Consider the following 25517-nt stretch of genomic DNA (forward strand, 5'->3'; position numbering starts at 1 on the left):
GCGGTCACTTGTCCTCGAATTCTGCGATGTCCGGCACATGCAGGGCGAAGTCTTCCTTCACCTCCTCCATGACCACGTAGCTCTTGGATTCCTTGACTCCGGGCAGCGTCAGGACCACATCCCCCAGCAGCTGGCGATACGCCGACATTTCCGGAATCCGGCACTTGAGAATGTAGTCGAACTGACCGGAGACCAGGTGGCACTCCTGGATCTGGGGCAACTTTGAGACCGCCCGGCGAAACTCATCGAAGACGGCGGGAGACTGCGTCTCCAGACTAATCTCCACAAAGACCAGCAGGTTGGCCTTGAGCATGCGCGGATTGAGAATGGCCTTGTAGCCGCGGATAACGCCGGAGCGCTCCAGGCGCTTGACCCGCTCCAGGCAGGGCGTGGTGGACAGCCCTACCTGAGCGGCGAGGTCCACATACGACACACGGGCATTGTCCTGAAGGCAGCGAAGGATCTTGAGATCAATACGATCAAGGGAACGGTTCTTGATTTTCATTGTGGTCCTGATGATCTAGCGGCAGGGACAGTGAGCTGGAAAGATCGACCAAAAAAGACCTGACAAAGAGGCATTTCACAACAATCTCTCGCGCCCCGCCGCGCGGTGGCAACGTATTTTTCTGATTATCAGTATCACAGCCCTCTGACGGACTCCACCCCGAGGTTCAACGCAGCGGCCGCTTCAGCGCACCACTATCCCCGTGGAAACCGCCGTCATTCGCGCCTGTCCTGCCGCTGGGTCCAAGCAGGGCGGAGAGCTACGGCAACCACTGCCCAAGCGTCACTCGCGAGTGTCCCGCCAGATCCCGAAGACTGCTGGCATTGGCATAGCCCAGTGCGATCAACTGGTCGCGCACCGCCGTCGCCTGGTCGAAGCCGTGCTCCATCATCAACCAGCCTCCAACCGTGAGGTGCTCTCGCGCCTGGTCGGCAATGGTGAAGAGGTCCGCTAATCCTCGGTCGGCGGCCACCAGCGCCGAAGCCGGTTCATAGCGCACGTCTCCCAGGTCCAGATGAGGATCATCCGGATCAATATAGGGAGGATTGGAGGCAATCAGATCAAAGCGCTCACCCGCGACAGCCGTAAACCAGTCGCTCTGCTGAACGCGGACCTGCAGTCCATGACGACGCGCATTGCGCCGCGCCAGCGCCACGGCATCCACAGACAGGTCTACCGCGGTGACATGCCAGGCCGGGCGCTCGCTGGCAACCGCCAGGGCGATAGCCCCGGTACCGGTGCCCAGGTCGAGAAAACGGCCGACGTCAGCCTGCGCCTTTTCCAGCGCCGCCGTGACCAGGGTTTCGGTATCGGGACGGGGGATCAGCGTGCTGGGCGCCGTCTCCAGCGTCAGTCCCCAGAACTCTCGCTCGCCGGTCAGGTAGGCCACCGGGGTGCCCTGGGCGCGGGCAGCGACCAGAGCCTCGAAGCGCGCCCTTGCCAGCGGTTCCATGGGGCGGTCGCCCCAGGTGTAGAGCCAGGTGCGATCGACCCCAAGCACCTTCATCGCCAGCACTTCCGCATCCAGCCGCGCAGTGGGGCTGCCAGCGGAGGCTAGCCTCGCGCCCGCGCGGCCCAGCAACAGGTCGATGCGCATCAATGCTCCTGCTGCAGCGCTGCCAGCTGTTCCGCCTGATACTCATGGATCAGCGGCTGGATCACCTCATCCAGCCCTTCACCTGACACCACCTCACCGAGCTTGTAGAGCGTCAGGTTGATGCGGTGGTCGGTCACCCGCCCCTGGGGGAAGTTATAGGTGCGAATGCGCTCACTGCGATCCCCCGACCCGACCAGCGAACGGCGGGCATCGGCCTGCTCCTGCCGCTGACTGTCCTGGGCGGATTGCTTGAGCCGGGCGGCCAGCAGTGACATAGCCTTGGCGCGATTCTTGTGCTGACTGCGCTCTTCCTGACACTCCACGACCACGCCGGTGGGCAGGTGGGTGATACGGATGGCGGAGTCGGTGGTGTTGACGTGCTGACCACCCGCACCGCTGGAACGAAAGGTGTCGACGCGAAGATCGGCAGGGTTGATATCGATATCGGAGACCTCGTCCGCCTCCGGCATCACCGCGACGGTGCACGCCGAGGTATGGATACGCCCCTGGGATTCGGTGGCGGGAACTCGCTGAACGCGATGGGCCCCGGACTCAAACTTGAGCCGTGCATAGACCCCCTCACCCTTGACCCGCGAAATGATTTCCTTGTAACCGCCCTGCTCACCGTGGCTGGCGCTGACCACTTCGACCTTCCACCCCTGGTTTTCGGCGTAGCGGGAGTACATGCGAAACAGGTCACCGGCAAACAGCGCCGCTTCGTCACCGCCGGTGCCGGCACGCACCTCGAGAAAGACGTTACGTCCATCATCAGGGTCCTTGGGCACCAGCAGCTGCTTCAGCTCGACCTCGAGCGCCTCGAGTCGCTCAAGCCCTTCTTCGCGCTCCAGCTGAGCCAGCTCACGCATATCGGCGTCGGCGTCTTCGGCCATCTGCTCGGCAGTGGCCACATCCTCTTCGATGCTGCGATAGCGCTGCCAGGCCTCGACCAGAGGCTCAAGCTCAGCGTATTCACGAGAGTAGTCACGAAAGCGAGCCTGGTCGCTGATCACATCGGGCTCTGCCAGCAGGGCAGAGAGTTCCTCGAAGCGGTCGACGAAGGCATCGAGGCGCTCACGCAGGGAAGCTTTCATCGGTTATTCCTTGAAATCATGTAAGAGGGAGCAGCACACCCGACAGCCGCAGGCCGTGCTGAGCGCATCAGCCCGGCGAATGGGACTCGCCCAGCAGCAGCTCCACAGCAGCATCCATCAGCTCCTGGCGCTCGTCGGCAGCCGCGCCTCGCAGCGCCAGGGTCGGCTGGTGCAACAGGCGATTGGTCAACTGGTGGGCCAGCCGCCGAACCACGGCCTCAGGGTCTTCCCCCTTGGCCAGCCGCTCCAGGGCCTGAGCCTGGGCCTCATCGCGCAGCGCCTCGCCCTTGGCACGCACGTCACGAATCACTTCACCGGCGCCACGAACGCGGCGCTCCTTGTGCCAGTGGGTAACGCCATGCTCGATCAGCGATTCTGCCTGATCCGCGGCCACCTGCCGGTGGCGGCGATTTTCCTCGATGACCTCCTGCAGGTCATCGACGGTATAAAGGAAGATATCGGACAGGTCCCCCACCTCGGGCTCAATGTCCCTCGGCACCGCGATGTCCACCATGAACACGGGGCGATGACGGCGACGCTTCAGCGCCCGCTCCACCATCCCCTTGCCCAGTATCGGCAGCGGCGCCGCCGTGGAAGAGATCACGATGTCGGCATGTTCCAGCGCCTCGGGAATTTCATCGAGGCTGATGGCGGTGCCACCCAGGGCACCGGCCAGCACGCTGGCGCGCTCGCGGGTGCGATTGGCCACGGTCAACTGCTGCACCCCCGCCTCATGCAGATGGCGGGCCACCAGCTCGGTGGTCTCGCCCGCCCCGATCAGCAGCGCTCGGGCGCGACCGAAATCATCGAAAATGCGACTGGCCAGACTGACGGCGGCATACGCCACCGACACCGGGTTCTCACCGATGGCCGTCTCGGTACGCACCTGCTTGGCGACGGCAAAGGTATGTTGAAACAGTCGCTCGAGCTCTCCCCCCAGCCCCTGCGCCTCGCGCGCCGCCTGATAGGCGTCCTTGATCTGCCCCAGAATCTGAGGCTCACCCAGCACCATGGAATCGAGACCTACCGCCACACGCATCAGGTGTCGGGCGGCATCCCCATCCAGATAATGGTAGGCGCAGTGCAACAGCTCTTCTCGGGGTAGAGCGTGAAACCGGCTGAGCCAATCAAGTACGTCGGACTCGCCGCGAGCATCGGTGACGCAGTACAGCTCGGTACGGTTACAGGTCGACAGCACCGCCGCTTCGTGCACACCAGGCAGCGCGCGCAGCTCGTTGAGCGCCAGCGTCAGCTGCGAGGGGCCAAAAGCCACCTTTTCGCGCACCTCGATGGCGGCGGTTCGATGATTGATGCCAAGGGCGAGCAGGGTCATGCGTTCGACGTCTTCATCAGCGGGTGTCTGGGGTGGTCCAGTGAACCACTCCTGCAAGGCGCCCTATCCTACCATAGGGTGTGGCGAGCTCGCTCCCTTGTCGCCGCCTTAAGGTATTGACCTTTGCCAAGAGACGCCAAGCCGTTATGCTGGGATTCCTGATGGAAAAGATGATGCCTCAATGCCTTCGAACGCGCGCCAAGGAATGCCAGTCCGCACCCTGCTTGCCCTGTCGCTGACAGCGTGGCTTGCCGGCTGCCAAAGCGTCTCCTATAGCCCCAGCGGCAGCGCCTATGACATGGCATCCGACGACCCGATGGCGGGCGCTCCCCCGATCACCCGGGGGCTCGACGCCGAAGGCCTGTCGACCCTGTTGATCGCGGAGATGGCTGGCCAGCGCGGCGACTATCGTCGAGCCACCGAAGGCTATCTGGCCGCCGCCGAACGCTATCGCTCGCCGGCCCTGGTCGAGCGCGCCACCCTGGCGGCACGCTTTACCGACGATACCGCCTTGATCGAACGCGCAGCGCGCCAGTGGCAGTCGGTCTCTCCAGAAGCCCCGGTGGCGGCTCAGATTCTCGGCAACCTGGCGGGCAGCCGCGGCAACTGGACAGAAGCGCTGCAGCAGCGGCTGATCGCCCCCGGGGAAGACGACATTACTCGCTTCGTCGACACCGCCCTGTCCAGCGGCGCCGATCCTCAGGCGCTGGCGGCAGAATTGAACGAGGCGTTGACCACCGGTCAGCGCGACGCGCGCCAACGGGACGACCTGCAGCTGGCCTTGGCCCTGACCGATTCCGCCGCGGGCAACCACGACGCGGCACAGCGGCGAATTGCCGCACTCGAGGCCAGCAGTCGTAACAGCACCCAGGGACTGCTGGCGGAATCACGCATCGCTCTGGATGCAGGCCGCTACCAGCAGGCTCGCAGCACCGCGCGCCGCGGCCTTGACCAGTCACCGGAAGATCCTCGCTTCCTTCTTCTTATGGCGCGAGCCGATATCCGTCTGGGCAACCTGACCTCGGCCGAGGGGAACACCGACACGCTGCTGGATACCCGCGGCGATAACCCGCTGCTGCGGGTCGGCCTGGCCCAGCTCTACCTGGAAGAAGGCCATCGCGCGCCGGCCCGACGTCTGCTGCTGCCGCTGGTCGATGACCCTCAGGCGCCCAGCGCCCTCTATTTATTACTCGGCAGCATCGCCGAGCAGGAAGGCGACGTCGATAACGCCCTGCTGTACTACCGGCGTGTCCCCCCTGGGCCCGACTTCCTGCTGTCCCGTCAGCGGGCGGCCAGCATGCTGATCGAGGCCGATCGACTGCTGGATGCGCGCGCGTTCCTGCGGGTCGAACGCCTGCGCCACGATGAGGCCTACACCGGCCTGGTGGTCACCGAAGTCCAGCTGCTCGACCAGCAGGGCATGAATGCCCAGGCAGAGACATTGCTCAATCGCGAACTGACCCGCACACCGGAAGACGGTGACCTGCGCTACTTCCGCGCCATGCGCGCCTGGACCGAGGGAGACATGGACACCTCGGAACAGGATCTACGCACTCTGGTCGAACAGCAGCCGGACAATGCGGTCGCCCTCAATGCCCTTGGCTATACCCTGGCAGATGCAGGCGACCCTGATGACTTCGCCGAGGCAAGGCGACTGATTCAGCGCGCCTACGACCTGTCGCCGGACAATCCGGCGATTCTCGACAGCCTGGGCTGGATCGCCTATCGCGAAGGCAAGCCTGAGGTCGCGCTACCCTGGATTGAACAGGCCTGGCGTCAGATTCCAGACCAGGAAGTGGCGGCCCACCTGATTGAGGTGCTGTGGGATCTTGGCGAGCGCGAACGCGCCCGCGACCTGCTCAAGCAGGCGCAGGAACGCTTCGAGGAGCGCCCGCTGATTGTCGACCTGCTGGATCGACGGCCTGAAATTGCCCCCTGACAGTACCAGGCGTCTGCCGGGTAGGTGACCGCCCTCCCCCGCAACGCTCTACCTTTATTCTCATAGTGTGTCTCCCGATGACCCGCAAGGACCCCGCGATGATGCCTTCTCTACGACTTCCCGCTATCGCCCTTAGCCTTTCTTTATTGGCTGGCTGCGCCACCTCCCAGAGCGTGACCGAGCCGCGCACCGAGCGCGAATCCGGCGACTGGGAAGCGCAGCTGTCCCAGGTGGAAGCCTTTACCGCCTGGAACCTGACCGGCAAGGTGGGACTGCGCACCCCTGAAGACTCCACCAGCGCCAACCTGGACTGGCGCCAGACGCCCTACCACTACCGCCTGCTGGTGACGGGACCGATGGGCGCCGGTCGCAGCACCCTGGAAGGCCGTGACGGCCGCGTCTCGTTGACGACCAGCGAAGGGCGCTTCGAGGCCGACAGCCCCGAAGCCCTGATGGAACAGCGCCTGGGCTGGTCACTGCCGGTGTCCAGTCTGACCGACTGGGTAAGAGGACTGCCCGCCGACAACAGCGACCACCGCATGACAGAAGATGAGCTCGGCTTTCCGGCCACCCTGGAACAGGACGGCTGGGAGATTGACTATCGTGGTTGGGAAGATGTGTCTGGTACCTGGCTGCCGCGCCGGCTGGTCATGACCTACGACGACCTGCGCGCCACCCTGGTGGTCAATCAGTGGCAACCCCTCGAGGAATGACGCGCACTTTACTTACGCCATGACGCAAACCATCACTCACGCCATCGCTCGGCCTGTCACCAGGGCAGTCATGCGGGCAGTCATTCCAGCAGTCATTCGAGCAGCCGCGGCTGCTCGACGGCACGACCAGTAAAGGCAACATGGCCATGCCCCAGCCACCCACCGCCGCAGCGCGGCTGACCTTGCCCGCCCCGGCGAAGCTAAACCGCATGCTGCATATCGTCGGCCGTCGAGCCGACGGCTATCACGAGCTGCAGACGCTGTTCCAGTTCCTCGACCATGGCGACGACATTACCATCGAGCTGCGCGAGGATGGCCAGCTGGTGCTGGACAGCGCTCTCGACGGTGTTGCTCCCCAGGACAACCTGGTGTGGCGCGCCGCCAGGCACCTGCAACAGTCCAGCGGCTGCCACCTCGGCGCTACGCTCTCGGTAACCAAGCGGCTGCCCATGGGGGGTGGCCTGGGCGGCGGGAGCAGCGATGCTGCCAGCGTGCTGGCAGGACTCAACCATCTATGGGGTCTGGGCATCCCTCGCCCGCAGCTGGCTGAGCTTGGGCTCAGCCTCGGTGCCGACGTTCCGGTCTTCGTCAACGCCCACGCCGCCTGGGCCGAGGGCATTGGTGAGCGCCTGATCCCGGTGGACCTCGATACCCCCTGGTTTGTGGTCGTGCACCCCGGTATCAGCGTATCGACCCCCGCGGTCTTCACTGCGCCAGAATTGACACGGAACACCCCCGCCATTACCATGGCGCGCGCACTCAAGGGGGGAGCGTCGAGCTGGCGCAACGATTGCGAAGACACTGTCAGGCAGCGCTATCCTGACGTGGCTCGTGCCTTGGACTGGCTGAACACCCGGGCGCCGTCGATGTTGACGGGTACCGGGGCATGTGTTTTTGCCCGTCTGACGTCGGAAGCCGACGCGGTGGCGCTGCTTGGAGCAATAGAGCAGCAGCAACCGGACTGGCACGCCTTCAAGGCCAAGGGCCTGAATCGATCGCCTCTCCTCGACGCCCTGCCCGATGATTGAGGCAGGACGTTATTGCTGGGGTATCGCCAAGCGGTAAGGCACCGGTTTTTGGTATCGGCATGCGGAGGTTCGAATCCTCCTACCCCAGCCAACTTCCTTCTGAGTCCTGGACTCACTCCCCCAGACTCACACTGAAGACCCAACACAGCAAAGGTGGCTGCGCGTGTCAAAATTGATGGTTTTCGCCGGGAATGCCAACCCCGAACTCGCCCGTAAGGTCGCCGAGAGCCTGGACAGCCGGCTTGGCAATGCCACGGTCGGTCAGTTCAGCGACGGAGAGGTCGCGGTCGAGATCAACGAGAACGTGCGCGGCAAGGATGTCTTTGTCCTGCAGTCCACCTGTGCACCGACCAACGACAACCTGATGGAACTGATCCTGATGGTTGACGCCCTGCGCCGGGCCTCCGCTACCCGTATCACGGCAGTGGTGCCCTACTTCGGCTACGCCCGCCAGGATCGCCGCGTGCGCTCTGCCCGTGTACCGATCTCGGCCAAGATCGTCGCCGACATGATGGTCAAGGCGGGCGTTGACCGGGTGATGACCATGGACCTGCACGCCGATCAGATCCAGGGCTTCTTCGATGTTCCGGTCGACAACGTCTACGGTTCACCGATCCTGCTCGACGACATCGAGCGCCAGAACTACGACGATCTGGTAGTGGTCTCCCCCGACGTTGGCGGCGTTGTCCGCGCACGTGCCATCGCCAAGCAGCTGAACGCTGATCTGGCGATCATCGACAAGCGTCGTCCCCAGGCCAACCAGGCCCAGGTGATGCATATCATCGGTGATATTCAGGACCGCACCTGTGTGGTCGTGGACGACATGATCGACACCGCTGGCACCCTGTGCAAGGCCGGTGAGGCCCTCAAGGATCACGGCGCGCGCCGTGTGGTGGCCTATGCCACCCACCCGATCCTGTCTGGCCCTGCGGTGGACAACATTTCCGAGTCGGTTCTGGACGAGGTCGTGGTGGCAGACACCATCCCGCTGTCCGAAACCGCTCGTCGCAGCGGGCGTATTCGCCAGCTGAGCGTGGCCGGCCTGATCGCGGAAGCGATTCGCCGTGTCAGCAATGAAGAATCCGTCAGCGCGATGTTCCACTGAGCCTGCGAAAGGCCAGCACATTGCGCGGGTAACGCGCCCCGGTCTCCGGGGCACCTGGAACCATCGAGGTCTGGTCGCGGGCTCGGTGGCTTCCTTACTTTTAGCCAAGAGGCAAATCCATGTCTGACTACAAACTTACCGCCAACGTTCGTAACGACCTGGGGAAAGGTGCGAGCCGCCGCCTGCGTCGTGCGAACCAGCAAGTGCCTGCCATCATCTACGGTGGCGAGAAGACGCCGCAGCCCATCGCTGTGGACAAGACCGCCTTCTACAAGGCCTTGGAAGAAGAAGCCTTCTTCTCCTCTGTCATCACCCTTGAGGTAGATGGCAAGGCCCAGCAGGTTGTCGTGCGTGACCTCCAGCGTCACCCGTACAAGCCGCTGGTGACCCACGCTGACTTCCTGCGTGTCGATGCGACTCACGAGATCACCATGCGCGTACCGCTGCACGTGGTCGGTCAGGACGAGTCCAAGGCGCTCAAGGAGCAGGACGGTGAACTGCACCAGCTGGCCAACGACGTTGAAATCAGCTGCCTGCCGAAAGATCTGCCTGATTACCTCGAAGTCGACATCTCCGGCCTGGAGCTGGGCAGCACTCTGCACCTGTCCGACCTCAAGGCGCCGGCTGGCGTCACCATCGTCGAGCTGACCTACGGCGAAGATCATGACCAGGCCATCGTCAACGTGACCAAGGCCAAGGCCATGCAGTCCGACGAAGAAGCTGCCGAGGACGAAGCTGCCGCCGCTGATGCCAGCGCCGACGCTGCCGAGGAAGCGAAGAACGAAGGCGAAGAAGGCGACAAGGAGTAATCCCTGTCCGCTTGATTCAAGGGCCACTGCGGTGGCCCTTTTCGTTTTCATCGATCGCTTTGCCCAGCGTCGCGCCGCCGAGGCCCTGAGCAAAGCGCTTGCCCGCACCGCGGCCGGAGACATGAGCATGACACGGATCAAGGCACTGATTGGCCTGGCCAATCCCGGCGCCCAGTATGAGGCGACCCGCCACAACGCTGGCGCATGGCTGGTAGAGGAAGTGGCCCGCCAGGCGTCTGCCGAGCTACGCCCGGAAAAGAAGTTTCTTGGGCTTTATGCCAAGGCCCTTGTGGAAGGACAAGACCTGCACCTGCTGGTACCGACGACCTACATGAATCGCTCCGGCGCCGCCGTGGCCGCCCTCGCCAATTTCTTCAAGCTGGCCCCTGACGAGATGCTCGTCGCCCATGATGAACTCGACCTGCCCCCTGGCAGCGCCCGCTACAAGCAGGGCGGCGGCCACGGTGGACACAACGGCCTGCGCGACATCATCAGCGCACTGGGCAATGACAAGTCGTTCCATCGTGCGCGCATCGGCATCGGCCATCCGGGCAGTGCCAATCTGGTCACCAACTACGTGCTTGGCCGTCCCGGCAAGAGCGAGCGAGAGGCGATCGACGGCGCGCTGATCGAGTGCCTGGCGACACTGCCCCAGGCCCTGGCGGGCGACTGGGCCAAGGCGATGAATCGCCTGCACAGCCATTCGGCCTGACGACAGACTCCTGCGGCAGCGCTCAGCGGGTCGAGACAGGCTGTCACTCTGCCACTCGACGTCATACACTGATGCGCTTTCTGCGATGACTCGACTTCCTTCACCTTATTTCAGGAATCACCCATGGGATTCAACTGCGGCATCGTTGGCCTGCCCAATGTCGGCAAGTCCACCCTCTTCAACGCCCTGACCAAGTCCGGCATCGACGCCGAGAACTTCCCGTTCTGCACCATCGAGCCCAATGTCGGCATCGTGCCGATGCCGGATCCGCGTCTCGATAAGCTGGCGGAGATCGTCAAGCCGGAGAAGGTCGTACCGACCACCATGGAATTCGTGGATATCGCCGGCCTGGTCGCCGGCGCGTCCAAGGGTGAAGGCCTCGGCAACCAGTTCCTCGCCAATATCCGTGAGACCCAGGCCATCGCCCACGTGGTGCGCTGCTTCGACAACGACAACGTCATCCACGTGGCCAACCAGGTCGATCCGGCGGCGGATATCGAGACCATCAACCTGGAACTGGCCCTGGCCGACCTGGATACCGTGGAAAAGGCCATCCAGCGCCTGGTTCGCGTGGTCAAGGGCGGCGACAAGGACGCCATCGCCACCAAGGCGGTGCTCGACCGCATCCAGCCTCACCTGGCAGAAGGCCAGCCGCTGCGCAGCTTCGATCTCTCTGACGACGAGAAGAAGCAGATCAAGAGCTTTGGTTTCCTGACGCTCAAGCCCACCATGTACATCGCCAACGTCAACGAGGATGGTTTCGAGAACAATCCTTACCTCGACGTGGTGAAGGGGATTGCCGAGGCGGAAGGCGCGGTAGTGGTGCCTGTGTGCAACCAGCTCGAGGCAGAGATCGCCGAACTCGACGACGAGGAACGTGAGATGTTCCTGGCCGAGATGGGCATGGAAGAGCCCGGCCTCGATCGCGTGATTCGCGCTGGCTACGCGCTGCTGGGTCTGCAGACCTACTTCACGGCGGGTGTGAAGGAAGTGCGTGCCTGGACCGTCAAGGTCGGCGCGACGGCCCCGGAAGGCGCTGGCGTCATTCATACCGATTTTCAGAAAGGCTTCATCCGCGCCGAAGTCGTGGCCTACGAAGACTTTGTCAGCCTCAAAGGTGAGCAGGGTGCGAAGGACGCCGGCAAGTGGCGCCTGGAAGGCAAGGACTACGTGCTGAAAGATGGTGACGTGGTGCACTTCCGCTTTAACGTCTGATCCAGGCGCGACACGCTTGGGGCTGAGCTGAGCGGGGCCCGCCACCACTCGCTGGTGTCGAAATGCAGGCCCGGCCAGCACGATGACCAGAACGGCACCGAGGTACGCCTCGGTGCCGTTTTTGGTAGCGCCAGAGCGAAACAGCGACTAACGAAAATCCCGCGACGTCACGCTCAGCGCCTTCCACCAGGCGCCGATATCCTCCAGGCGGCCAGCGATCACATGCACCACACTCCCCTCTCGCTCCAGGTGGCCGGTCACTCTCAGTATCTGCGCATTGAGTAACGCCTGACGTTGAGCCTTGGCGGTGTCTCGCCACACCACCACATTGATATTGCCGCTGTCGTCCTCGAGGGTCACAAAGGTGACACCTGAGGCCGTACCGGGCCGCTGCCGCGTGGTCACGAGCCCTGCCACCTGAACCAGGCAGCCGTGATCCACGGTCAACAGCTGCTGGGCGGTCAGACAGCCATCGAGCCCCTGCCGCTGCCCCGCCGTGGACTCACGCAGCAGCGCCATGGGATGGCGCCCAAGACTGAGCCCGAGGTGGCGATAGTCCGCCTCAAGGTCATCTTGCTCAAGGGGCGGCATCAACGCCGTGCTGTCGTCATCGAGCAGCTCGGTGTCCCCCAGGGCCAGGCCTGGCTGAGGCGCCAGCAGATCCCAGCGGGCCTGATAGCGGTGTCCCGACAGACCAGCCAGGGCACCCGCAGAGGCCAGCGCCTCCCAGTCCTGTGAGCGGATCGATACACGCCGGCGCACATCGGCAAGACGGGTAAAGGGGGATCGGTCACGCTCCTCCAGAAGCGCCAGCACTGCCTCCCTGCTGAGCCCCTTCACCAGATGCAACCCCAACCGCACCGCTGGCCCTGCGGGATGCACTGGCGCGTCCGCTGCCTCAGGGAGAGCCTCATCATCGACCTCCAGCGTCGACTCCCAGCGGCTTCGCAGCAGGTCTACCGGCCTCACCTGAACCCCATGGCGCTGAGCGTCCTGCAACAGTTGAGACGGAGAATAGAAGCCCATGGGCTGACTATTGAGCAGTCCACAGCAGAAGGCCGCGGGGTGATGGCACTTGAGCCAGGCGGACACATAGACCAGATGGGCGAAGCTGGCCGCGTGGGACTCGGGGAAACCGTACTGACCGAAGCCTTCTATCTGGCGACAGATGGCCGCCGCGAATTCGTCGGTGTAACCACGCTCGCGCAGGCCGGCGGTCAGCTTGTGCTGGTGCTCGGCGATGGTACCCGCCCGCCGCCAGGCCGCCATGGCGCGCCTGAGCTGGTCAGCCTCGCCACCGCTATAGCCCGCCGCCGCCATGGCGAGCTTGATGACCTGCTCCTGGAAGATGGGGACTCCCAGGGTTCGCTCTAGCACCTTTCTGACATCCGCGCTGGGGTACTCGACCTGTTCCAACCCGTCCCGGCGGCGCAGATATGGGTGGACCATGTCGCCCTGGATGGGCCCCGGCCTGACGATGGCAATCTCGATCACCAGGTCGTAGTAATTCTGGGGCTTTAGCCTGGGCAACATGTTCATCTGGGCACGACTCTCGACCTGGAAGACACCGATGCTGTCTCCACGGGACAGCATGCGATAGACCTCTGGATCTTCCCGAGGAATCGCCGCGAGCGCCTCGATGGGGGTAATGACCCGGTCACCGCCATGGTCAGATGGCGAGTCGCAGTTTTCCCGCCGGGCCTGTTGCTGGCTCTGTTTAAGTTCCTGGCTTTGTTTTGATGGCTGGCCCAGTAGGCCAAGGGTCTTGCGTATCGCGGTCAACATGCCCAGCGCCAGCACGTCGACCTTCAGCAAGCCCAGGCTCTCCAGATCGTCCTTGTTCCACTGAATCAGCGTGCGCTCCTGCATGGCGGCATTTTCCACCGGGACCAATTCATGCAGCGGACCCCTAGAAATGACAAATCCACCCACATGCTGTGACAGATGGCGTGGAAAGCCCAGCAGTTGCTCGACCAGCTCTACCAGGTGCTGACGAAGGCTGCGCGCGCCATCCTCGCTGCCCAGCTCGATCGATCCGGCCCCTGGGGAAGACGACGCCGTCACCGCGACGGACTGAGCGAGCTCCATGCGCAACCCGGCCAACCACGCCTGTTCGCCGTCACGTCGATCCAGTCGGCTGGCAAGCCAGCTCAGGTAGCTGGGCTGCAGCCCCAGCGCCCTACCCACGTCCTTCAGAGCGCTGCGAGGACGATAGCTGATCACCGTGGCGGCCAGCCCGGCTCGCTCCCGCCCATAGCGACGATAGATGTACTGGATCACTTCCTCACGCCGCTCATGCTCGAAATCGACATCAATATCCGGCGGCTCGTCACGCTCTTCGGAAATGAAGCGCTCGAACAGCAGCTGCACCTGGCGTGGATCCACCTCGGTAATGAACAGGCAATAGCACACCACCGAGTTGGCGGCGGATCCCCTGCCCTGACACAGGATGCCCTGTCCGCGGGCAAAGGCCACGATATCCTCGATGGTCAGGAAGAAGGGGGCATACTGCATCCGCTCGATCAGCGACAGCTCGTGCTGAATCTGCGCGGCAATCTCGACAGGCGTTCCATCCGGAAAGCGCTTGGCCTGTCCCTGCTCCACCTTGTGGACCAACCAACTCATGGGGGTATGGCCCTCGGGCACCAGCTCCTCGGGGTATTCATAGCGCAGCTGGCCAAGATCGAACTGGCAGCGCTCGGCAATGCGCACGCTCTCATCGAGCATGTCACGGCTAAAGCACTCGGCCAGGCGTGGCAGCGAACGCAGACAGCGCTCTGCATTAGGCTCGAGCAGGTAGCCCGCCTGCTGCACGCTGGTGCCATGACGCAGCGCCGTCAGCACGTCCTGCAGACGCTTGCGCGCAGCCTGATGCATCAGCACCCCACCGGCAGCGACCACGGGCAGCCCAAGACGTTTCGCCATGGTGACGGTGTGGTGGTGACGCACCTCTTCACCGGCATCAAAGTGGCGCAGCAGCATGACCCAGCTACGCCCTGGATAATGCTGCTTCAGCCAGGCCATGCGATAGGCGCAGCGATCGTCACTGCCCGCTGGGTCATACAGCAGCAGGCAATCCTCAAGCCCTGAGAGCTCCTCCCAGTCCAACCGATAATGGCCCTTGGGGGCCCGCCGTCGGGCCAGGGTGATCATCCGGCAAAGTTGCGCATAGCCCTGGCGATTCTCGGCCAGCACCACCACCGCCTGATCCTCAAAACGAAATTCCGCGCCGACTAGCAGAGTCATATCCAGATCGCGGGCGGCCTCCCAGGCGCGCACCACGCCGGACACGGAACATTCATCGGTGATAGCCAGCGCGCAATAGCCCAGGCAGGCCGCCTTCTCCACCAGCTCGTGGGGGTGAGAGGCCCCCTTGAGAAAGGTGAAGTTCGTCAGGCAATAGAGCTCCGCATAGGCCAGCGGCGGCGCCCCAGAGGCTGTATGGGCTGCAGGCGCTATCCGTGGGGCAGCGTGTTCCGATGAGGGCTCGCAGTGTTCAACCGAACCAGCCATGCAGCCACCATTGCCCGGTGTGGTCACGGAAGATCCAGCCACAGCGGGCATCGCCAAATCTCACGACGTAGTAATCCCGCCGGGCCGGGGCGGCGTCCCACCAGCCACTGGCCAGGCGCTCGGGTCCGGCAAGCCACTCAAGCTGTGACAGCGCTGCCGACGACATGGCCAGCGGGGTGGGCAGCAGCCAGGCAGGACGCGGGCCCTGGGGCAACACCTGCGCCGCTGCGCGGGTGCACCGCTCAAGCGTCGAGGCTCGCTCAGGGCGATGATCCTCGCGCCAGCGAGGCTGCATGACACTGTTCTGACCAAGCCGGGTTCGCAGGCGGCTGAACAGAGCATCGGCCGTTTCTCTGGGGGGCGCCGTATCGAACAGGTCCTGAGCGGGCTGCTCCTGCTGCGTGAGTTCACTGACCTCTATTCGCAGACGGCGCACTGGCGCATTGAGCTCACAGCGCTCCAGCCGCAACCGACATAGCTCGAGCCAGGCATAGGCAGACTGCTCTCCTCCGGCATGTCCCACCGAGATGTGCTGCTCTGCATCCCGCTGATACAGCGTCAGCTGCAGCGACAGCGCCTTGGCACAGCGCACATGCAGAAAGCCCTCCATTTCCATCAGCAGTCGCTTCAAGGGGAACAGCAGCGCAGGCGCCAATTCGATGTCATGGTTCAACTCGAGCTCACGCTCCAGCCGCGGTGGCGGCTCAAAGACGGGCAGCAGGTCAGGCACAGCACCGGTCAGCCGCTTGAGCCATTGGGTCAGATCGGGACCAAGTCGCGAAGCCAGAGATGCCGTCGGCAGAGCCAGCAGATCGCGAACACGCTGGAAGCCTAGCCCTTGCAAACGCGCCAATTGGGCACGCGGCAGCGCCAGCTGGGACAACGACAGCTGCCCCAGCCGCCGATGATGGCCATCAACATCGGCTCCAAGGCTCTGAGTACCATTGCCCCGAATACCAGTGCTCCGAACACCAGTGCTCCGAACATCAGTGCCCCGAACACCAGTACCCCGAACAGCGCTGTCCTCAACGTGTGGGCGGACGCCCCCCGCACGAGCCAGCAGCACCGCCGCCAAGGGCGTATGCCCCGTGGCGCAGACGAGTTCGAGCTCCAGACCGGCCAGCTCGCTCTCCAGCCTGGACCACAGCGCGGCGAGACCGCCGAAGTAATGGAGCATCGAGCCAATTTCCAGCACCACGCCCCGGGCAGGCTCGCCAGCGAGGCTAGGCTCGAAACTGACACGCGCGCTAAAACGCCCCACCCACAGGGCGAGCCCTTCCAGCCGCTGTCGACATGCGGCCGTGTCCGCCGTGAACAATTGCAGCTCAGGCTCCAGGCTGAGCGCCGTGCTCACGGTCATGCCGGGCCGCACTCCTTGACGCTGGGCCTTGCTGCATACCTGCTGGACACGCTCTCCATTGGCCGATACCAGCGCCTTGGGCTGCGTTTCGCCAAGAGCCACCACGTCAAGCTCAAAGCGAGGACCATGCAGGCACAGCCATAACCCCTTCATGGCGCCCCCCTGTTCACCGGTGACAGGGACGAGGTCGGCAGATCCAACGTGATCGTTTTTGCCGGTATGGCACCCTTGCGCTTGAAGGCCTCCACCTCAAGCCGACCATTAGCGCTGCCCCCCAGGCGCAAACGCCAGGGTGCAGCAGACCCTTGCTGGCCAAGCGATGCAGGGCGCAGCAATACGCCGACCCCGGTGCCCCCCGCCATCGCCAGTTGCAGGCGACGCAACCAGCTGCCCTGGAGGGCGCCAAACCAGCCAAGCACCAAGTCACAACAGCCACTTTTCACCACCTGTTCCATGGCCCACAGACGTTCTTTGGTGGTGCCTGTCTGAATGACATGGATCTTGGTGATACCGATGCCCGCCGCCTGCAGTGCCAGGGCATGAGGTATCCAAGGGGGATCCAGCAAGACAATCCGCTGGCTGCGGGTCATCAGTGGCGCCAGCAGGCGGATTTCACCGATACCGGGATGGTCAAGCAGCCACTCCATCAGGTCTCCACGGGGCCAGCCACCACCCATCACCTCATCCAGTGTCGCGAATCCGCTTGGCACGACCAGAGCATCCGCCTGAGAGGTCTCCCAGTCCCGCGCAGGATCACGGCCCGCGCGCCATAACGTTCCCCGTTGCATTAGTTGAGTGATGTCGACGGGGTGTGCTGCTGTCATGGCGCCCCCTCCTTGAAAGTGATGCGAGTCATGCTGAACAGAATACTGTCATTTTATACAGTATTTAAGGAATGCCAAGCGATGACGGCTTGAGACGTCGCCAAGACGTCAACGCAGTCAGCGTGACATGGGGTCTGTCGTCAGGGCTCAGCACTGCATAGGTTCCGCCGAGAAAGGCGGGACAAGAGGAGTAAGGTGAACACAGACCGTGACGCAGCTCACCGCAGCCTGGAAAAGACTGTGGAATAGTCGTGCGGAACATTTGCCTGCTGCCCGAAGGCGTACGCCAGTGACCACCACTCCCCTTCCCGCTTCCCCCGACCTTATGATGTCAGCGCTTGAGATCAGGGTGCAGGGCTGCGTTCAGGGCGTCGGGTTTCGCCCTTGGGTATGGCAGCTCGCCACCGCTATTGGCGTGACGGGGAATGTCCGCAATGATGGCCAGGGGGTCGTGATTCGCGCTCAGGGGTCCCCGGCGCAGTTGGCGACGCTGCTGACACAGCTCGACAGTGAGCCGCCACCGCTGGCGACCATCACAGGCATCGCATCGTCCGAGTTGCCCCCAGTGGAATCGATCACCGATTTCACCATCATCGACAGTCGGCCCGGACTAACTCGCACCGATATTGCGGCAGATGCCGCTGTCTGCGCCGCGTGCAAAGCCGAGATTCTCGATCCGATGCAGCGCCGCTCGGGCTATGCATTGACCAATTGCACCCACTGCGGCCCGCGACTGTCGATTATCCGGGCCATGCCCTACGACCGTGCCGCCACGACCATGGCGGCCTTCCCGCTTTGCGCCAGCTGCTGCCAGGAGTACCGTTCCCCTGCCGATCGGCGCTTCCACGCACAGCCCATCGCCTGCCCCGACTGCGGTCCACGGGTCTCGCTGGTGAGCCTTGATCGCGACCATGGTGTGCCCGCCACCGACCCGGAGAACCACGCTGCTAACTTTTATGGCAGCCCTGAAAGCAGCCCTGATGCCGATCCGATCATGGCCGCGGCAGAGCTGATCTGCGCGGGTCATATCGTGGCCATCAAGGGACTCGGCGGCTATCAGCTCGCCTGTGATGCCTCTCGAGAGGATGTGGTCGCACGACTGCGTCAATTGAAGCGTCGACCGACGCGGCCCCTGGCATTGATAATGGCGGATCTCGCGATGGTCTCCCGCTACTGCCACGTCAGCCCGCGGGAGGCCGAGGCGCTAGAGAGCCCGGCGGCGCCGATCGTCCTGCTGGAGCGACGCACGCCCATGTCTCCCAAAAGGCCTAGCCAGGCCCCCAACCTGGCTTTAGATATCGCCCCGAACCTAGTTCTAGATATCGCCCCGAATCCGGCTCCCGACATCGCCCCGAATCCGGCTCCCGACATCGCCCCGAACCTGGCTCCAGGCCTCGACCGGCTGGGGGTGATGCTGCCGTCCACGCCCCTGCACCTGTTGCTGTTTCGACATATCGACGTACCGCTGGTACTGACCAGTGGCAATGCCTCGGGCGAGCCGCAGCTGATCGATGATGCTCGTCTCAGCGATGCACTGGGGGCTATGGCCAGCCACGCCCTGAGCCATGATCGCGGTATCGCCAGGCGCGTTGATGACAGCCTGGTTCAGGACGCCGCGGGGGCCTTGCGCGTCCTGCGGCGGGCTCGGGGCTTCGCGCCAACGTCGCTGCCATTGCCGCCGGGGTTCGAGGATATTGGCCCTGGCCTCGCCCTGGGTCCAGAACAGAAAGCCACGTTCTGCCTGATCGATCGAGAACGCGCCATTCTGTCGCCCCATCAGGGTGACCTGGACGATCCCGCCACCCTGGATGACTTCGAGCATCATCTGCAGGATTTTCTGAAGCTCTACGATCATCGTCCTGGTTGGCTAGCCTGCGATCGTCATCCGGACTATCACACGAGCCACCTGGCCACAGCGCTGGCCGCTCGCGAGGGGCTGACGATAACCCAAGTCGGCCACCACCATGCCCATATTGCCGCCTGCCTGGGCGAACATGGCCGACCACTGTCTGCACCGCCGGTACTGGGTATCGCCCTGGATGGCCTCGGCCTTGGCCTGAATGGTGAGCTATGGGGTGGAGAGTGCCTGCTGGCGGACTACCAACAGTGTCAGCGCGTGGCAGCATTGAAGGCGGTGCCGATGCCCGGAGGCGCAGCCGCCGCCCGAGAACCCTGGCGCAATCTTGTCGCCCAGTGGTTCGCCGGCCCTGGCATTGACGCCTTGCTAGGAGGCTATCCCCAACTGGAGGTGGTCAAGCGGCTTGGCGGCATGCCCTTGCCAGCCATGGTTGCCATGCTAAAGGCAGGCCTCAACAGCCCCAAGGCGTCATCCTGCGGCAGGCTGTTCGACGCCGTCGCGGCGGCACTCGAGCTGAGCTTCGAGCACCAGCATCACGAAGGCGAAGCCGCCATGGCGCTGGAAACACTGGCTGCCAGGACACTGGCCCGCATGTCCGTGCACGACCTCAGCACCGACCCAGGCTATCCCTTCGACATGACCGTTTCTGACACTGGCGTCATGCTGCTGGACCCGGCCCCCCTGTGGCCGGCGCTATTTGATGATCTGGCCAGGGGCTGCGACCCGGCCCTCTGCGCAGCGCGCTTTCATCTGGGCCTGGCCACCGCCTTGGCTCGTGTCACCTCGACACTCTCGCAAGACCACCCTTTTGACACCGTGGCCCTGAGTGGTGGCTGCTTCCACAACCGTAGCTTGCTTGCGCTGGTCGAGCAGCGCCTTGGTGCGCTGGGCTTCAAGGTGCTGAGTCACCGCCAGGTACCGGCCAATGACGGGGGCATTGCCCTTGGCCAGGCGCTGATTGCCGCAGCACGTGCTCGCCGCCAGCACCCACCACGCTCGCCATTACACCCTTGTCTAGTGCCCGACGGCCATGACGACGACGCACAGGAGAGTACCCATGTGCCTGGGAATCCCGGGGCAGATCATCACGATCGATGATATCGACAACCGTCTGGCCACCGTGGACGTCAGTGGCGTCCGCCGCCAGATCAACATCGCCTGCATCATCGATGATGCCCATCCGCCCGAATCCTGCGTGGGAGACTGGGTGCTGGTACACGTCGGGTTTGCCCTGAACCGGATCGACGCTGCCGCCGCTGAACGTACCCTGGCGATGCTGGACATGCTCGGTGATACCCACGAACTCGATGCCTTGATCGACAGCCAGGAGAAGCGGCAATGAAGTTTATCGATGAATTCCGCGACCACACACGAGCCCGCCAGACCCTGGAGCACATCACCACGCTGGTCGAGAAGATCTGTCGTGATCGCCCTGCCCCCCTTCGCATCATGGAGGTCTGCGGAGGTCACACCCACGCGATCTTTCACTATGGACTGGAGGCGATGCTGCCCAAGCAGCTGGAGCTGATCCACGGCCCGGGCTGTCCGGTCTGCGTGCTGCCCATGGGACGCGTCGATGACTGCCTGGCGATCGCTGAACGCCCCGAGGTCATCCTGGCGACCTTTGGTGATGCCATCAGGGTCCCGGGCTCTCGCAAGAGCCTGCTTCAGGCCAAGGCCGAAGGCGCCGACGTGCGCATCGTCTACTCGCCCATGGATGCACTGGATCTCGCTATCCGCCATCCAGAACGGGAAGTGGTGTTCTTCGGCCTGGGCTTCGAGACCACGATCCCCTCCACGGCTCTGACCATCACCCAGGCGCAGCGCCAGCGCATCACCAACTTCTCGGTGTTCTGCAACCACATCACCATCATTCCCACGCTGAAGGCCATTCTCGAGAATCCCGATCATCGCTTGGACGGTTTTCTCGGGCCGGGCCATGTGTCAATGATCATCGGCACCGAGCCCTACCGCTTCATCGCTGAACATTACCGTTGCCCGGTGGTCATCTCCGGCTTCGAGCCTCTGGACATGCTGCAATCTCTGCTGATGGTGGTGCGCCAGCTGCACGACGGCCGCGCCGAGGTCGAAAACCAGTACCAGCGGCTGGTTTCCCGAGACGGTAATCCCGCTGCACTGCAGGCTGTCCACGAAGTGTACGAATCCCGCCAGTCCTGCGAGTGGCGGGGCCTGGGGCCCATCGAGGACTCCGGCATGCAGATCAGGCAGGCATATGCCGCCTACGATGCCGAGCGCAAGTTCTCGCTCCCGAACCAGCAGGTGGCCGACCCCGAGGCGCTGCGCTGTGGCGAGGTACTGACCGGCAATCTCAAGCCCTGGCAGTGTGAATTGTTCGGTAGCCAGTGCTCCCCGGAGTCCCCCTGCGGCGCCCTTATGGTCTCGAGTGAAGGCGCCTGCGCCGCTTACTTCCAATATGGCGGCCCCCGCGCAGAGCAGCATGAAGAGGTCTCGCCATGAGCCACAAGCGTACTCTGGCCACCGTCAATGCAGTCTCCATCACCCAGGCCCATGGGGGTGGCGGCAAGGCCATGAAGGACCTGATAGATGATGTCTTCATCAGGGCCTTCGGCGCCCCTGAGGATACCCTCGAGGATCAGGCTCGACTGGCGCTGGAACCCCTCTGCCGTGCCGGGGATCGGCTGGCCATGACCAGTGATGGCTTCGTGGTGAAACCGCTGTTCTTTCCGGGTGGGGACATCGGCAGCCTGGCGGTCTGCGGCACCGTCAATGATCTGGCGGTGGGTGGCGCCCTTCCGCGCTATCTGTCCTGCTCGGTGATTCTGGAAGAAGGACTGCCGGTCGAGGACCTGAGACGTATTGCCCGATCCATGAAGGAAGCGGCAGACCGTGCCGGGGTCGCCATCGTGACCGGCGATACCAAGGTGGTGGAGCGCGGTGCCTGTGACGGTATCTTCATCACCACCACCGGTGTGGGGGTGATCCCTGCCGAGCGCCACCTGAGCATCGAGCAGATTCAGGCGACAGACGTGGTCATCGTCAACGGCTGGCTGGGCGATCACGGTGCAGCGATCCTGGCCGCCCGTGGAGATCTCTCGCTGGAGACGGCTCTAGAGAGCGACTGCGCCGCTCTCAATGGCCTGGTGGAAGCACTGCTCGAGGCGGTGCCGAACACACGCTGCCTGCGCGATGCCACCCGCGGTGGGGTCGCCACGGTGCTCAACGAGATGGCCGAGGCCTCGCAACTGTCCATCGAACTTCAGGATGCGTCCTTGCCGCTGCGCCGAGAGGTCAGGGGCATGTGTGAGATCCTGGGCCTGGACCCTCTCTATCTGGCCAACGAAGGCAAGCTGGTGGCCGTGGTACCGGCGGATCGTGCCGATGCCGCCCTGGCCGCGCTCAAGCGCCATCCCCTGGGCCGGGACGCCAGCGTGATCGGCCACGCCTACTCCGGCAAACCCGGACGGGTTACCCTGCGCACCTTATTTGGAGGCCAGCGAATCGTCGACATGCTGGTGGGTGAGCAGCTTCCCAGGATTTGTTGAACCGCAAGCGCTTGATGATGTATGCAGCGCGGCCTTAGGTGGCGTCACTGGGTCCCGCCGCGTCGCCCCCCTCAATCCCATAGTCGATTCCATAGCGCTTGAGCTTGGCACGCAGTCCAATGCGCGAAAGCCCAAGCTCCTCGGCGGCACGTGTCTTGTTACCGGCATGCCGGGTCAACGCATCGAGCAGGCAGCGCGTCTCCAACAGTTCGATCTGCTCCCGCAGGGTCGCCGCGGGAGCGGTCGTCGAGGCGGGGTGACTCTGTCGATGGCTATCACGAACGCAGTGTTCTCCTGGGACTGCGCCTAGCCCCCCGTCTGTTTGCTCTGCTCTGATGTCACTTCTGGCGTCACTTCTGATTTCACTCCCGACTTCACCTCTGGCGGCACCTCCGGCTTCCCTCCTGACCGGCTCCTTGTACCTTTCTTCACAACCCCATCCTTCACGACCCCGCTCTTCACGGTCCGGCTCTTTACGGTACTCTTCACGATGCTCTTCACGGTACTGCTCTTCACGGAACATGCCGGCATGGGGTGGTGTTCGCAGTGCTTCGGGCAGCAGCTCCAGACCGATAGTCGCGCCGGTCGTCATCATCAGCATGCGCGTAATCTGATTTTCCAGCTCGCGCACGTTACCGCTCCAGGGTTGGGCCGATAGGCAGTCAAGTACGCCAGGACCAAACCCCGAGACACGTACACCGTGACGGCTGGCCAGCTGCATCAACAGCGCTTCTGCCAGCGAAGGAATATCCTCAGGCCGTTCACGCAGTGCCGGCAGGGCCACCGTGGCAACGTTCAAACGATGGTACAAGTCTTCCCGAAAGCGGCCCGCCGCCACCTCTGCCGCCAGATCACGGTGGGTGGCGGCAATCACCCGCACATCCAGCTGACGCACAGTGTTGGTACCCACCGGACGTATCTCGCCCTCCTGCAGGAAGCGCAGCAATCTCAGCTGGAAGGCTGGCGAAGCATCCCCAATCTCGTCGAGCAGCAGCGTGCCCTGCTGCGCCCGTTCCAACATACCGATACGGTGGGCACTGGCGCCGGTAAAGGCCCCCTTGCAATGCCCAAACAGCTCGCTTTCCAGCAACTCGTCTGACACCGCGCCGCAATCCAACGCGAGAAAGGGCATCTCGGAGCGCAGGCTGGCTGAATGTATGGCCCTCGCCATCAGCTCCTTGCCGGTGCCACTTTCTCCTGTCACCAATACCGGGACGTCGAAGCCGGCTATCCGAGCAGCCAGATGACAGAGGCCATCAAGGGGCGACCCCGGCAAACGGATGATTCGTTCAAACCCGCGGGACTGTTGCAGCTGCTGTCGATGCGCGGCCAGACGCGCCTGTACGACCGGCTGTGACAGCGCCTGTTCGGCGCGTAGCCGGCGTGTTTCTCGCTCGAGCCAGTAGTGCTGCTGAGCATGCTCAACGGCGCGTACCAGCGTCCACGGCAGATGCTGACGAAAGAGACGCTGAAACGCCTCGGGCAGCGCCACGTCGCTGTCGCCTCCCCTGACCATCGCTGCCGCATGCTCGGACTCCCCCTCAGACGCCTTATCCAGCACGAGAAGACCACGCACGTCGGGCCAGCGCTGGGTCAGCTCCTGGACCCAGCCCGGCGACAACGGCACCCGGGTATCGACGACCAGCACCCCAACCCATTGCCGCGTCAGCTGCTCCCGGGCCCCTGGCCAATCCTGTGCGACCAGACACTCCGGCGCAGGCGATGACAGCCCGCTGAGCAGAGACTCGTACAGCGACTGGCCCAACACCAGCACACCGGGAAGCGCATCCGCTTCTACCAGGCCCGCCCCCAGCGCCGAGCGCTCCGTCAGGGAAGACACGTCACAGGACCTTGAGGCCTGGCGCCTCGCCTTGCTCCAGCTTCTCGAGGCGTTGGCGTGCCGCCTCCAGCGCGCGCTGCCGCAGCATTTCTCGCCGCTGGGCGATCCACTGAAGCCAGCGATCCATGCCCTCGCCACTGCGGGCCGACAGCCGGATGATCTCGATATCCGGGTTGATCTGGCGGGCGTAGGCTTCACAGGCCTCTATATCGACATCCACATGGGGCGCCAGATCCATCTTGCTCAACAGCATGAGGGAGGCTGCGGCGAACATGTGGGGATACTTCAGCGGCTTGTCCTCTCCCTCTGTCAGCGACAGGATGACCACCTTGGCATCTTCACCAAGGTCGAACCCTGAAGGGCACACCAGGTTGCCAACGTTCTCGATGAACAGCAGCCCAAGCTCCGCCGGCATTACCCTGGGAAGCGCTCGCTCGATCATCGATGCATCCAGATGGCAGCCCTTTCCGGTATTGACCTGAAGCGCCGGGACTCCCGTCTCACGAATGCGCTGAGCATCGTTGGCCGTCTGCTGGTCGCCTTCAATGACCGCCAGCCCATCGGGCCCCAGCCGCCGAATCGTCTCAACCAGCAGCGTGGTCTTGCCGGAGCCTGGACTGGACACCAGGTTCAACGACAGCACGCCTTTCGCTTCCAGCTGCTGGCGTACGCTGTCGGCGATCCGGTTGTTGCGCGATAGCACGTCTGTCTCGATCTCGATCAGCCGGCGCTGCGATAATCCCGCCACCTCGACGCCAGCGGGACCCGAACCACAGTCCAGATGCGCCTCGGCACCGGCGATGACGCTGTCCATGGCATTCCGGGGACCTTGTTCATCCGCTGAACCTGCCTGGCTATGGCTAAGGTCATGGCTATGGCCATGATCGTGGTGATGATCGTGGTGATGATCGTGGCTATGATCGTGACCATGGTCGTGGCTATGTCCGGGATGATGTCCGTGGCCATGTCCATATGGATGAGCGTGATGATGAGCGTGGTGATCGTGCCTATGGTCATGCGCGTGGTCATGATGGGTGTGGTCGTCCTCACCG

General features: G+C 63.6%; 21 protein-coding genes and 1 tRNA gene. 12 read left to right on the forward strand and 10 right to left on the reverse strand.

What is annotated here, in order from left to right; all coding sequences use genetic code 11:
- Positions 1-4: 4 nt before the first annotated feature.
- The 4 genes from KUW18_RS11505 to hemA form a co-directional block, all read right to left on the reverse strand.
- The gene (locus KUW18_RS11505; RefSeq protein ID WP_222561449.1) at positions 5-505 is read right to left on the reverse strand and encodes an Lrp/AsnC ligand binding domain-containing protein; all 501 of its coding nucleotides are present in this window, start codon (positions 503-505) and stop codon (positions 5-7) included.
- Positions 506-764: 259 nt separating this feature from the next.
- A complete protein-coding gene (gene prmC / locus KUW18_RS11510) occupies positions 765-1601 on the reverse strand; it encodes a peptide chain release factor N(5)-glutamine methyltransferase (RefSeq protein ID WP_222561450.1) in 837 nt (278 codons plus the stop codon).
- The gene (gene prfA, locus KUW18_RS11515) at positions 1601-2692 is read right to left on the reverse strand and encodes a peptide chain release factor 1 (protein ID WP_206943402.1); all 1092 of its coding nucleotides are present in this window, start codon (positions 2690-2692) and stop codon (positions 1601-1603) included. The genes prmC and prfA overlap by 1 nt, the downstream gene beginning before the upstream one ends.
- 67 nt (positions 2693-2759) lie before the next feature.
- Complete coding sequence (gene hemA, locus KUW18_RS11520; protein WP_222561518.1) at positions 2760-4025, reverse strand: glutamyl-tRNA reductase; 1266 nt, start codon at positions 4023-4025, stop codon at positions 2760-2762.
- Between the two features lie 205 nt (positions 4026-4230).
- On the opposite strand from hemA, the gene KUW18_RS11525 reads away from it, so the two are divergent.
- From KUW18_RS11525 to ychF, 8 genes are all read left to right on the forward strand, one after another.
- A complete protein-coding gene (locus KUW18_RS11525; RefSeq protein WP_222561451.1) occupies positions 4231-5964 on the forward strand; it encodes a tetratricopeptide repeat protein in 1734 nt (577 codons plus the stop codon).
- Positions 5965-6062: 98 nt separating this feature from the next.
- Complete coding sequence (lolB, locus tag KUW18_RS11530) at positions 6063-6677, forward strand: lipoprotein insertase outer membrane protein LolB (protein WP_261396631.1); 615 nt, start codon at positions 6063-6065, stop codon at positions 6675-6677.
- Positions 6678-6823: 146 nt separating this feature from the next.
- Positions 6824-7705, forward strand: coding sequence for a 4-(cytidine 5'-diphospho)-2-C-methyl-D-erythritol kinase (ispE, locus tag KUW18_RS11535; protein ID WP_222561453.1), 882 nt, complete (start codon positions 6824-6826; stop codon positions 7703-7705).
- Positions 7706-7721: 16 nt separating this feature from the next.
- Positions 7722-7796, forward strand: a tRNA-Gln gene (locus KUW18_RS11540).
- A 72-nt stretch (positions 7797-7868) separates the two neighbouring features.
- Positions 7869-8810 carry a ribose-phosphate pyrophosphokinase gene (locus KUW18_RS11545; protein ID WP_206943411.1) on the forward strand — a complete coding sequence of 314 codons (942 nt, stop codon included), beginning with the start codon at positions 7869-7871 and terminating at the stop codon, positions 8808-8810.
- A gap of 119 nt (positions 8811-8929) precedes the next feature.
- Complete coding sequence (locus tag KUW18_RS11550) at positions 8930-9619, forward strand: 50S ribosomal protein L25/general stress protein Ctc (RefSeq protein WP_222163545.1); 690 nt, start codon at positions 8930-8932, stop codon at positions 9617-9619.
- A 127-nt stretch (positions 9620-9746) separates the two neighbouring features.
- Entirely contained in the window at positions 9747-10331 is a 585-nt protein-coding gene (pth, locus tag KUW18_RS11555) for an aminoacyl-tRNA hydrolase (protein WP_222561519.1), read from the forward strand.
- Positions 10332-10454: 123 nt separating this feature from the next.
- Positions 10455-11546 carry a redox-regulated ATPase YchF gene (gene ychF, locus KUW18_RS11560; protein ID WP_222561454.1) on the forward strand — a complete coding sequence of 364 codons (1092 nt, stop codon included), beginning with the start codon at positions 10455-10457 and terminating at the stop codon, positions 11544-11546.
- 147 nt (positions 11547-11693) lie between these two features.
- On the opposite strand, the gene KUW18_RS11565 is transcribed toward ychF, so the two are convergent.
- From KUW18_RS11565 to imuA, 3 genes are read right to left on the reverse strand one after another with little or no spacing between them, the layout of a single operon-like run.
- Positions 11694-15059, reverse strand: a complete 3366-nt coding sequence (locus KUW18_RS11565; RefSeq protein ID WP_222561455.1) for an error-prone DNA polymerase — start codon at positions 15057-15059, stop codon at positions 11694-11696.
- Positions 15043-16572 carry a Y-family DNA polymerase gene (locus KUW18_RS11570; RefSeq protein ID WP_222561456.1) on the reverse strand — a complete coding sequence of 510 codons (1530 nt, stop codon included), beginning with the start codon at positions 16570-16572 and terminating at the stop codon, positions 15043-15045. The genes KUW18_RS11565 and KUW18_RS11570 overlap by 17 nt, the downstream gene beginning before the upstream one ends.
- Entirely contained in the window at positions 16569-17243 is a 675-nt protein-coding gene (gene imuA / locus KUW18_RS11575; protein ID WP_222238686.1) for a translesion DNA synthesis-associated protein ImuA, read from the reverse strand. Before imuA ends, KUW18_RS11570 begins: the two co-directional genes overlap by 4 nt.
- Positions 17244-17532: 289 nt before the next feature.
- On the opposite strand from imuA, the gene KUW18_RS11580 reads away from it, so the two are divergent.
- The 4 genes from KUW18_RS11580 to hypE are packed head-to-tail and all read left to right on the forward strand — an operon-like array spanning position 17533 to position 22625.
- Entirely contained in the window at positions 17533-20199 is a 2667-nt protein-coding gene (locus KUW18_RS11580; RefSeq protein WP_222561457.1) for a carbamoyltransferase HypF, read from the forward strand.
- A complete protein-coding gene (locus KUW18_RS11585; RefSeq protein ID WP_206943423.1) occupies positions 20159-20443 on the forward strand; it encodes a HypC/HybG/HupF family hydrogenase formation chaperone in 285 nt (94 codons plus the stop codon). The genes KUW18_RS11580 and KUW18_RS11585 overlap by 41 nt, the downstream gene beginning before the upstream one ends.
- Positions 20440-21579, forward strand: a complete 1140-nt coding sequence (gene hypD / locus KUW18_RS11590; protein WP_222163555.1) for a hydrogenase formation protein HypD — start codon at positions 20440-20442, stop codon at positions 21577-21579. The genes KUW18_RS11585 and hypD overlap by 4 nt, the downstream gene beginning before the upstream one ends.
- A complete protein-coding gene (gene hypE, locus KUW18_RS11595; RefSeq protein WP_222561458.1) occupies positions 21576-22625 on the forward strand; it encodes a hydrogenase expression/formation protein HypE in 1050 nt (349 codons plus the stop codon). The genes hypD and hypE overlap by 4 nt, the downstream gene beginning before the upstream one ends.
- Before the next feature lie 34 nt (positions 22626-22659).
- On the opposite strand, the gene KUW18_RS11600 is transcribed toward hypE, so the two are convergent.
- Genes KUW18_RS11600 through KUW18_RS19785 form a run of 3 tightly spaced genes read right to left on the reverse strand, consistent with a single transcriptional unit; the run spans position 22660 to position 25494 of the window.
- On the reverse strand, positions 22660-24465 hold the full coding sequence (locus KUW18_RS11600) for a sigma-54 dependent transcriptional regulator (RefSeq protein ID WP_222561459.1): 1806 nt from the start codon (positions 24463-24465) through the stop codon (positions 22660-22662).
- 1 nt (position 24466) lies between these two features.
- Positions 24467-25279: a hydrogenase nickel incorporation protein HypB gene (gene hypB, locus KUW18_RS11605; protein WP_261396632.1), complete on the reverse strand. Its 813-nt coding sequence runs from the start codon at positions 25277-25279 to the stop codon at positions 24467-24469.
- The gene (locus tag KUW18_RS19785; protein ID WP_261396633.1) at positions 25186-25494 is read right to left on the reverse strand and encodes a hypothetical protein; all 309 of its coding nucleotides are present in this window, start codon (positions 25492-25494) and stop codon (positions 25186-25188) included. Before KUW18_RS19785 ends, hypB begins: the two co-directional genes overlap by 94 nt.
- Positions 25495-25517 lie beyond the last annotated feature (23 nt).

The organism is Halomonas sp. DP5Y7-2 (assembly GCF_019802025.1).
Classification (GTDB): Bacteria; Pseudomonadota; Gammaproteobacteria; order Pseudomonadales; family Halomonadaceae; genus Halomonas; species Halomonas litopenaei_A.